The 8,376-nt window shown below is 56.4% G+C and carries 4 protein-coding genes; 3 read left to right on the top strand and 1 reads right to left on the bottom strand.

Features of this window, described 5'->3' with window-relative positions; all coding sequences use genetic code 11:
- Window positions 1-639: 639 nt before the first annotated feature.
- The 3 genes from AA105894_RS06830 to AA105894_RS06820 are packed head-to-tail and all read left to right on the top strand — an operon-like array spanning window position 640 to window position 7,346.
- Window positions 640-3,033: a type I restriction-modification system subunit M gene (locus tag AA105894_RS06830; protein WP_267311058.1), complete on the top strand. Its 2,394-nt coding sequence runs from the start codon at window positions 640-642 to the stop codon at window positions 3,031-3,033.
- Complete coding sequence (locus AA105894_RS06825; RefSeq protein WP_306414307.1) at window positions 3,030-4,277, top strand: restriction endonuclease subunit S; 1,248 nt, start codon at window positions 3,030-3,032, stop codon at window positions 4,275-4,277. Before AA105894_RS06830 ends, AA105894_RS06825 begins: the two co-directional genes overlap by 4 nt.
- A gap of 51 nt (window positions 4,278-4,328) precedes the next feature.
- Entirely contained in the window at window positions 4,329-7,346 is a 3,018-nt protein-coding gene (locus AA105894_RS06820) for a type I restriction endonuclease subunit R (RefSeq protein ID WP_267311057.1), read from the top strand.
- A 351-nt stretch (window positions 7,347-7,697) separates the two neighbouring features.
- On the opposite strand, the gene AA105894_RS06815 is transcribed toward AA105894_RS06820, so the two are convergent.
- The coding region (locus AA105894_RS06815; RefSeq protein ID WP_267311056.1) for a tyrosine-type recombinase/integrase at window positions 7,698-8,376 on the bottom strand (679 nt) is incomplete at its 5' end.

The raw sequence follows: 8,376 nt of genomic DNA, 5'->3' as shown, positions 1-8,376 counted from the left end.
CGGCTATAGCTTAGCAGAGCCATAAAACTGTCCGAACAGAGGGGACCACCTCTGTCAGCGCTTCGTCTCCGTCTTCTCCGCTGTCCGTAACCTCTTCGTTCCACCCGCTTCCATCAACACAGCTCTATTCCGGCACATCTATCGGATCAGGGCCTTCACTCAATGGAACAGCACAACCGTTCTCAGCGCCTGAATACCTAATTTACAGGCTTCGACTAAGTCCCGTCAGTTAACGTGATATCACCCGTGTAGGCAGTGCGATGATCTGCGCCTCTGAGGCACGCTTTTCGGCCCACCCGCCGCCGTTTTCCCCTCACCCCCCTACTTCCGATAATATAATCTATCCGAAGTAGATCACCGCATAAGGAGACATACCGGAACTCATCGTCCGGGACGGGGGGAAACCGGTCTGTCCGCTTCACGTCGCGAGCGCTTGGAAGCAGACATGACCGCAGATCTCGGTGACGTTCAGTCCTCCACTTCGTCCCCGGGCGACGTGAAGTTAAGTGGGGTCTCCTTTACGCCGCAACAAGCGGAGCAACGGGCGACAGAGCCCATCCCAAGGCTGATTGCAGAACCAAGTCCTTGAGAGTAGTCGTCAAAGGGCTATTGCCCTCGCATCAACTTTTGAGGCCCACATTGAACCCGACGTCCCACAGCCGCCTTGTTTCCTTCATCTGGCGCATTGCCGACGATTGCCTCCGTGATGTGTACGTACGAGGCAAGTATCGCGATGTGATCCTGCCGATGGTTGTGCTCCGTCGCCTTGACACGTTGCTCGAGCCGACCAAGGACGCCGTTCTGAAAGAGGTCCGGTACCAAAAAGACGAGATTGGCGCGACGGAGTTTGACGATGAGCCGCTCAAGGATGCCTCTGGTTACGTCTTCTTCAACACCAGCCAATGGACCTTGAAGAAGCTTCACAGCACCGCCACCAACAGCCAGCAGATCCTCCTTGCCAATATCGAGGATTACCTCGACGGCTTCAGTGACAACGTCAAAGAGATCATCGGTCGCTTTAAGCTGTTCGAACAGATGCGCCATATGGCGGATAAGCAGGTGCTTCTGGACGTCATTGAGCAATTCGTCTCTCCCTGGGTCAACCTCACTCCGAATGACATTGAGGATCCGGAAGGCAACACGCTTCCAGGCCTCTCTAATCTGGGTATGGGATATGTCTTTGAGGAATTGATCCGTAAGTTCAACGAAGAGAACAATGAAGAGGCAGGGGAACACTTCACCCCGCGCGAGGTGATCCACCTTATGACGCACCTGCTTTTCGACCCGATAAAGGACCGTCTGCCTCGGATTCTGACGATTTACGATCCGGCTTGCGGGTCAGGCGGCATGCTGACCGAGGCTCAGAACTATATCACGGATGCAGATGGCCCTTTGCATGCCCAAGGGGACGTTTACCTCTATGGCAAAGAGGTCAACGACGAGACCTACGCGATCTGCAAATCCGACATGATGATCAAGGGCAATAACCCTGAAAACATCCGCGTGGGCTCCACCCTCTCCACCAATGAATTCTCCGCCAACCGCTTTGACTTCATGCTGTCCAACCCGCCCTATGGTAAAAGCTGGAACAGCGAGGTGAAGTACATCAAAGACGGCAAGGACGTCATTGATCCCCGTTTTCAGGTCAAGCTGGCCGACTACTGGGGCAATGTCGAAACGATGGATGCCACCCCGCGCTCATCAGATGGCCAGCTGCTGTTCCTGATGGAAATGATCAGCAAGATGAAACCCACCAGCGCCAGCCCGTTGGGCTCGCGCATCGCCTCGGTCCATAACGGCTCCAGCCTGTTCACTGGGGATGCGGGCAGCGGGGAATCCAACATCCGCCGCTTTATCATTGAAAATGATATGCTGGATACCATCATCCAGCTGCCCAACAACCTCTTCTACAACACCGGCATCACCACCTACATCTGGCTCCTGTCCAACGCCAAGCCCGAGGCACGGCGTGGGCAGGTCCAACTGATCGACGCCAGCCTCATGTACCGCAAGCTGCGCAAGAACCTTGGCGAGAAGAACTGCGAGTTCTCGGACGAACATATCCAGCAGATCACCGAGGCCTTCCTGAACTTCGCCCCCGTCGAGCGCCAGATCAACGCGGCCGGCGAACCGGAGGGCATCGCCGTGCAAGTCTTCGACAACGCGGATTTCGGCTATCACAAAGTCACCATCGAACGCCCGGACCGCCGTCGCGCGGGTTTCAGCGCCGAACGCCTCGCCCCCCTGCGCTTTGATAAGTCCCTGCGCGAGCCCATGGAATGGCTCTATGACGAACACGGGGATCAGGTCTATCAGCTTGGCTTTCTGAAAGAGCAGGCCAAGCAGATCACCGCGTGGTGTGATGAAGCAGGGCTAACCCTGAACGCCAAGGCGAAGGCCAAGCTGCTCGACACCAACTACTGGGTCAAGCTGCGCGATCTGCTGGCCACGGCGACCCAAATCATGGGCGATGTGGGCCTTAAGGAGACCAATGACTTCAACACCTTCCGCAAGGTGGTCGACGCCGCGCTCAAGGCGCGCAAGATCAAGCTGGGCGTGACCGAGAAAAACGCCATCCTGAACGCCGTCAGCTGGTACGACGAGACCGCTCAGAAGGTTGTCGCCAAGAAGCATAAGCTGACCGGCGCAGAGGTTGAGGCGCTGACCACGTATCTTGGCTGTGCGGCGGAAGATCTGGCCGATTTCGGTTGGTATCGGCAGAAGGATGGCAGCTACCTGACCTATGAGAGCACCGCAGAGCTGCGCGATGCGGAAAGCGTGGCCTTGAAGGACGACATTCACCGCTACTTTCTGGCAGAGGTGAAGCCGCATGTGAATGAGGCCTGGATCAACCTAGATAGCGTGAAGATCGGCTACGAGATCAGCTTCAACAAGTACTTCTACCGCCACAAGCCGCTGCGCAGCCTTGAAGAAGTGACGCAAGACATTCTGGCCCTGGAAGAAAAGGCTGATGGTTTGATCGCCGACATCCTCGGCGTTGAGGTCGTGACCAAGCTGGAGCCCGCGGAATGATGCGGGTGCTTTCAGACACGACGTGGTCGCCTCGGAAGATCTGGAACTGCTTTGACATCGTCAATGGAGCCACCCCAGCATCGGGTACTGCACACTTCTGGGATGGCGGAATTCCGTGGGTCGGCCCCGCTGATCTTGGGAAGCTGAGCTCGAGAGTGATTTCCCGCGGCGAACGAAACCTCACTGAATCTGGCTATAAGAGCTGTGGCACTACGTTCGTGCCCGCAGGAACAATAATCTTGTCCGCACGGGCTCCTATTGGTCACGTAGCTGTGGCGGCAGACAGACTTTGCTTTAACCAAGGCTGTAAGGGGCTGGTGCCAAATACAGACATTTTTGGTGAATTCGCGTATTGGCTGATCTTGGCCCTCAAGCCAAAACTCGAAGCTGCTGGTCAAGGCACAACCTTTGTTGAGCTGTCCAGAAGCAAGCTTAAGGACGTCACGTTTCTACTGCCGCCTCTTCCTGAACAGCGTGCCATCGCGGCGTTTCTGGACGGGAAATGCGCGAGGATTGACGAGGCGGTGCGGATTAAGGAGGCGCAGATCAGGCTCTTGGCCGAGCGCAGGCAGATCCTGATCCAAGAAGCCGTCACCCGCGGCCTGAACCCCAACGCTCCCATGAAGGATAGCGGCATCGACTGGATCGGCCAGATCCCCGCGCATTGGGAGGTGAAGCGCTTCAAATACCTGTTCGAGCAGAGCCGTTTGCCAGTTCGCCCCAGCGATGGAGTCGTAACTTCTTTCCGTGACGGGCAGGTCACGCTCCGTTCCAACCGACGCCTCGAAGGTTTCACCGAGGCCATCATCGAAGGCGGTTATCAAGGCATCCGAATGGGTCAGCTTGTACTGAACTCCATGGATGCTTTTGAGGGGGCAATAGGCGTCTCAGAGGCCGATGGGAAATGCACCCCCGAATACGTCATCTGTGACCCGATCCAAGATGGGCTGTCCCAACATTACTTCGCGAATCTCCTGCGCCAAATGGCGCTGGCTCGGTATATTCAGGTGATCTGCAATGCGGTGCGCCAGCGCGCCGTCCGCATTCGTTTCAACAACCTCGCGCATCGTTTCATGGTCGTCCCTCCGGCAGGTGAGCAAAAGCAAATCGTCGAATTCGTTGAGACAACGAAGAAACAGATTGGCGATGGCATCGCCCTAAAGCAAACCCAAATCACCGCATTGCGGGAATACAAGACAAGCTTGATCGACGCGGCGGTGACTGGAAAGATCAAGGTATTGTAAACGCCCGGCCCCTCAACAGCGCGGGACGGAAACTCATTTGAAAGCAACGCCATGAATGTCGCGGTCAGCAACACCAAGGAAATCGCCCTTGAACAGGCCATCGAGAGACGGCTTTGCGGCGCGAGTTCCGAAGAGCTGGCCGCCGGGGCCATTGCCTCTGGCCCTATCCGTATCGGCCAGCCCGCTGATTTCGACGCGACCCTCGCGCTCGACCGTGCGAAGTTCTGGGAGTTCCTCGAAGCCACCCAATCCAAAGACCTCGGCAAGCTCAAGCAGCACAACCCCGCCGACTGGCAGGCCAAGATCACTGGCCAGCTCGACAAACTGATCAAGTCCAAGGGCCTGCTGCATGTCCTGAAAAAGGGCCTGCCCGTCGACAACGCGCATTTCCACCTGATGTATCCCGCTCCGCTGGCCAGTTCGGCGCAAAAGGTCCACGACAACTTCGCCACCAATATCTGGAGCGTGACGCGGCAGGTCCATCACAGCACCGCCAACCCGAATGAATCGGTGGACATGGTGCTGTTCCTCAACGGGCTGCCGCTGGTGACGCTGGAGCTGAAGAACGCCTGGACCCATCAGACCGCCCGCTACCACGGCCAGAAGCAGTATCGTGAGCGTGATGCAAACCAGACCCTGCTGCGCTTTGGCCGCGTGCTGGTCCACATGACCGCCGACACCGACGAGGTGTGGATGGCGACGAAGCTGGCGGGCGCCTCGACCTTCTTCCTGCCGTTCAACAAGGGGCACAACGAGGGCGCGGGCAACCCGCCGAACCCGAAGGGCCACAAGACGGCCTATCTGTGGGAAGAGGTTCTGCAACCGGAGAGCCTTGCCGGGATCATCCAGCATTTCGTCCTGCTGGAGGGCAAGAAGACCGACCCGCTGGCGAACAAGACGCTGATCTTCCCACGGTATCACCAGCTGAATGTGGTCCGAAACCTGCTATCCCACGCCGCTCAGACGGGTGTAGGGCATAAATACCTGATCCAGCACTCTGCTGGCTCGGGAAAATCCAACAGTATCACCTGGGCCGCCTACCAGCTGATTGAGACCTACCCTGCGAAACCAGGCTTGCCCGGCGCCAAGGCGCTGGACGCCCCGCTGTTCGACAGCGTGATCGTCGTGACCGACCGCCGCCTGCTGGACAAGCAGCTGCGCGACAACATCAAGGATTTCTCCGAGGTCAAGAATATCGTGGCCCCGGCGCTGAAATCTTCGGACCTCAAGACAGCGTTGGAGAACGGCAAGAAGATCATTATCACGACCATCCAGAAATTCCCCTTCATCATCGACGGTATAGAGGATTTGAGAGACAAGCGTTTCGCAGTGATCATCGATGAGGCGCATAGCGGCCAGAGCGGCATCGCCAGTGACAAGATGAATCAGGCAATGGGCGGCGACCCAGACGAAGATGACGCGCAGGACAAGATCGTGGCGGCCATGCAGGCCCGCAAAATGCGCGGCAATGCGTCCTACTTTGCCTTCACCGCGACGCCAAAGCCGATCACCCTGGAGAAGTTCGGTGAGCAGCAGCCGGACGGCCGCTTCCGCCCGTTCCACCTGTACAGCATGAAGCAGGCGATCGAGGAGGGCTTCATCCTCGACGTGTTGGCGAATTACACGACCTACAAGGGCTATTACGAGATCCAGAAGTCCACTGAGGACAATCCCCTGTTCGATACATCCAAGGCGCAGAAGAAGCTTCGCGCCTATGTCGAGCGGAGTCAGCAGACGATCAACACCAAGGCCGAGATCATGGTCGAGAATTTCATCGACAAGGTGGTCAACCCCAAGAAATTGCGCGGCAAAGGCAAAGGGATGATCGTAACTCAGAATATCGAGGTGGCGATCCGCTACTACAAGGCCGTACAGGCAGAGCTTGCCAAGCGCGGTAACCCGTTCAAGGCGCTGATTGCCTTCTCGGGCGAGAAGGAGGTCGATGGGGTCAAGTACACCGAGACCGAGATGAATGGCGTACCTGAGGACAAGACCCGCAGCGAGTTTGACAAGGATGAATTCCGCCTGCTGATCGTCGCAAACAAGTATCTCACCGGTTTCGACCAGCCGAAGCTCTGTGCGATGTATGTCGACAAAAAACTGCAGTTGGTTCTGGCAGTCCAGGCCCTGTCCCGTTTGAACCGGTCCTCCCCCAAGCTCGGCAAACGGACCGAGGATCTGTTCGTTCTCGACTTCTTTAACTCGACCGAGGACATCAAGGCTGCCTTCGACCCCTTCTTCACGGTGACGACCCTATCCGAGGCGACGGACGTGAACGTCTTACACGAGCTGAAAGCATCTTTGGATGATGTCGGCGTCTACGAATGGTCAGAGGTAGAGGAATTCTGCGAAAGGTTCTTTGACGGCGAAGATTCCGAGAAACTCAGCCCCACGATTGACGTGGCTGCCGAACGTTTCAACACCGGCCTGGAACTGGAAGACCAGGATAAGATCGACTTCAAGATCAAAGCGAAGCAGTTCGTGAAGATCTACGGCCAGATGGCTGCAATAATGCCGTTCGAAGTGGAGGCTTGGGAGAAGCTCTTCTGGTTCCTGAAGTTCCTGGTCCCGAAGCTAAACATCAAGGACCCGAATCAGGATGCGTTGGATGATCTTCTCGAGGCCGTTGACCTTTCGTCATATGGGCTAGAGCGGACAAAGCTAAACCAGACCATCGGCCTGGACACTTCAGAAGCCGAGCTAGATCCACAGAACCCCACCCCCCGCGGCTATCGCGAAGGAGTGGTGCAGGAAGACCCGTTGGAAGAGATCATCCGAAGCTTCAATGAACGTTGGTTTCAAGGCTGGAGCGCCACCCCGGAAGAACAACGGATCAAGTTTCTCAACATCGTTGAAAGTGTTCAGGCCCACCCCGATTTCGAAAAGAAATTTGATGAAAATTCTGATCCCTACAGCCGCAACTTGGCATTTGAGAAAATTATGAAAGAAGTCATGCTAAAACGCCGGAAAGAGGAGTTGGAACTCTACAAGCTTCACAACCAGGACGAGGCGTTCAGATCTGCACTATACCTAAGCGTCAAGGAGGCGCTGACAAAGAGCCTGCGCTGACAAAGAACTGAAGCGTGCCCGCCAAGATTTCGGAGACGATAAATTCGTCCAATGAACTCGAATTGACCTCCTCCACCGATTGTCCTTCAATCATAACCAAGGTCTGTCAGTTTGATATCATTGGTCGCAAAGTTGATCGAATGACAAGCACGTCTGGCTCTGTGCCTTTAGGCCACTTGCTGCACAGGCCCTCGTCATTTCAGTCTCATAAGACTGAACCGCCCCGGGATTGACGGTTACCAATTCGTGCAAGCTTTGAGCCATGTCCGCTTCGGAGAAGCTCGCGGCTGCACATTGATGTTCGAGAAGAGGCGAAAGCGGACGAACTGATGTCTAAAGATGTGTCTCCGCTCACTTTTCGGGAATTGCTAGATCAAGCGTCTCGTAACTGATCGCTTCGACAACACGCCTGAGGTTAGGGACGTCAATCGCGGAGGTATAGTTCATGGTCCCCTGGCTGCGATGCGTCGCTTCATGCCCAAGGAGACGGTCAATCCAGATCTCCCGTAATTCATGCCCGGTGTTGCGCAGCTTGGTTGAGACTGTGTGTCGAAAGCTGTGGAAACAGACTTCCCTGGGGAGTCCGGCTCTGCTTCTGAGACGCGCGAAGGCCTGAGAGAAGCTTGCCGAACGGTCGCCGGTTTTCGTGACGACCAGATCCGGGAACAACCAGACCTGATCGGGCTTCATGAAAGACAGAATACCCTTTGCAATCAGCTCAGGGTGGATCGGTACGATGCGTGTGCCTGCCTGTGTCTTCGGGGACCATCCGCTCTCGCTGTCCGGGCGGATCTGGAAACAGGCGACACCCTCGATCATCTCGATATCGGCGCATCGCAGGTTGCAGATTTCACCAAGTCTCATACCTGTGTAGGCAGCAATATTGATGATTGCGGCTGCCGTGCGTGCAGAGGGCATGCGGCTCGACCACGGTGTCGCACCGAGCTGCGTCAGCTCAGCATCGCTGAAGCAGCGTCGTTCGACCTTCTTCGTGACATGGTAGTCCCAGCCCGCCCAGACATTGCGTGAC

Origin of the sequence: Asaia spathodeae NBRC 105894 (assembly GCF_025994195.1) — a bacterium.
GTDB lineage: Bacteria > Pseudomonadota > Alphaproteobacteria > Acetobacterales > Acetobacteraceae > Asaia > Asaia siamensis.
The sequence above is the reverse complement of the archived record's forward strand: the minus strand, read 5'-3'. Positions and strand labels throughout refer to the sequence as shown.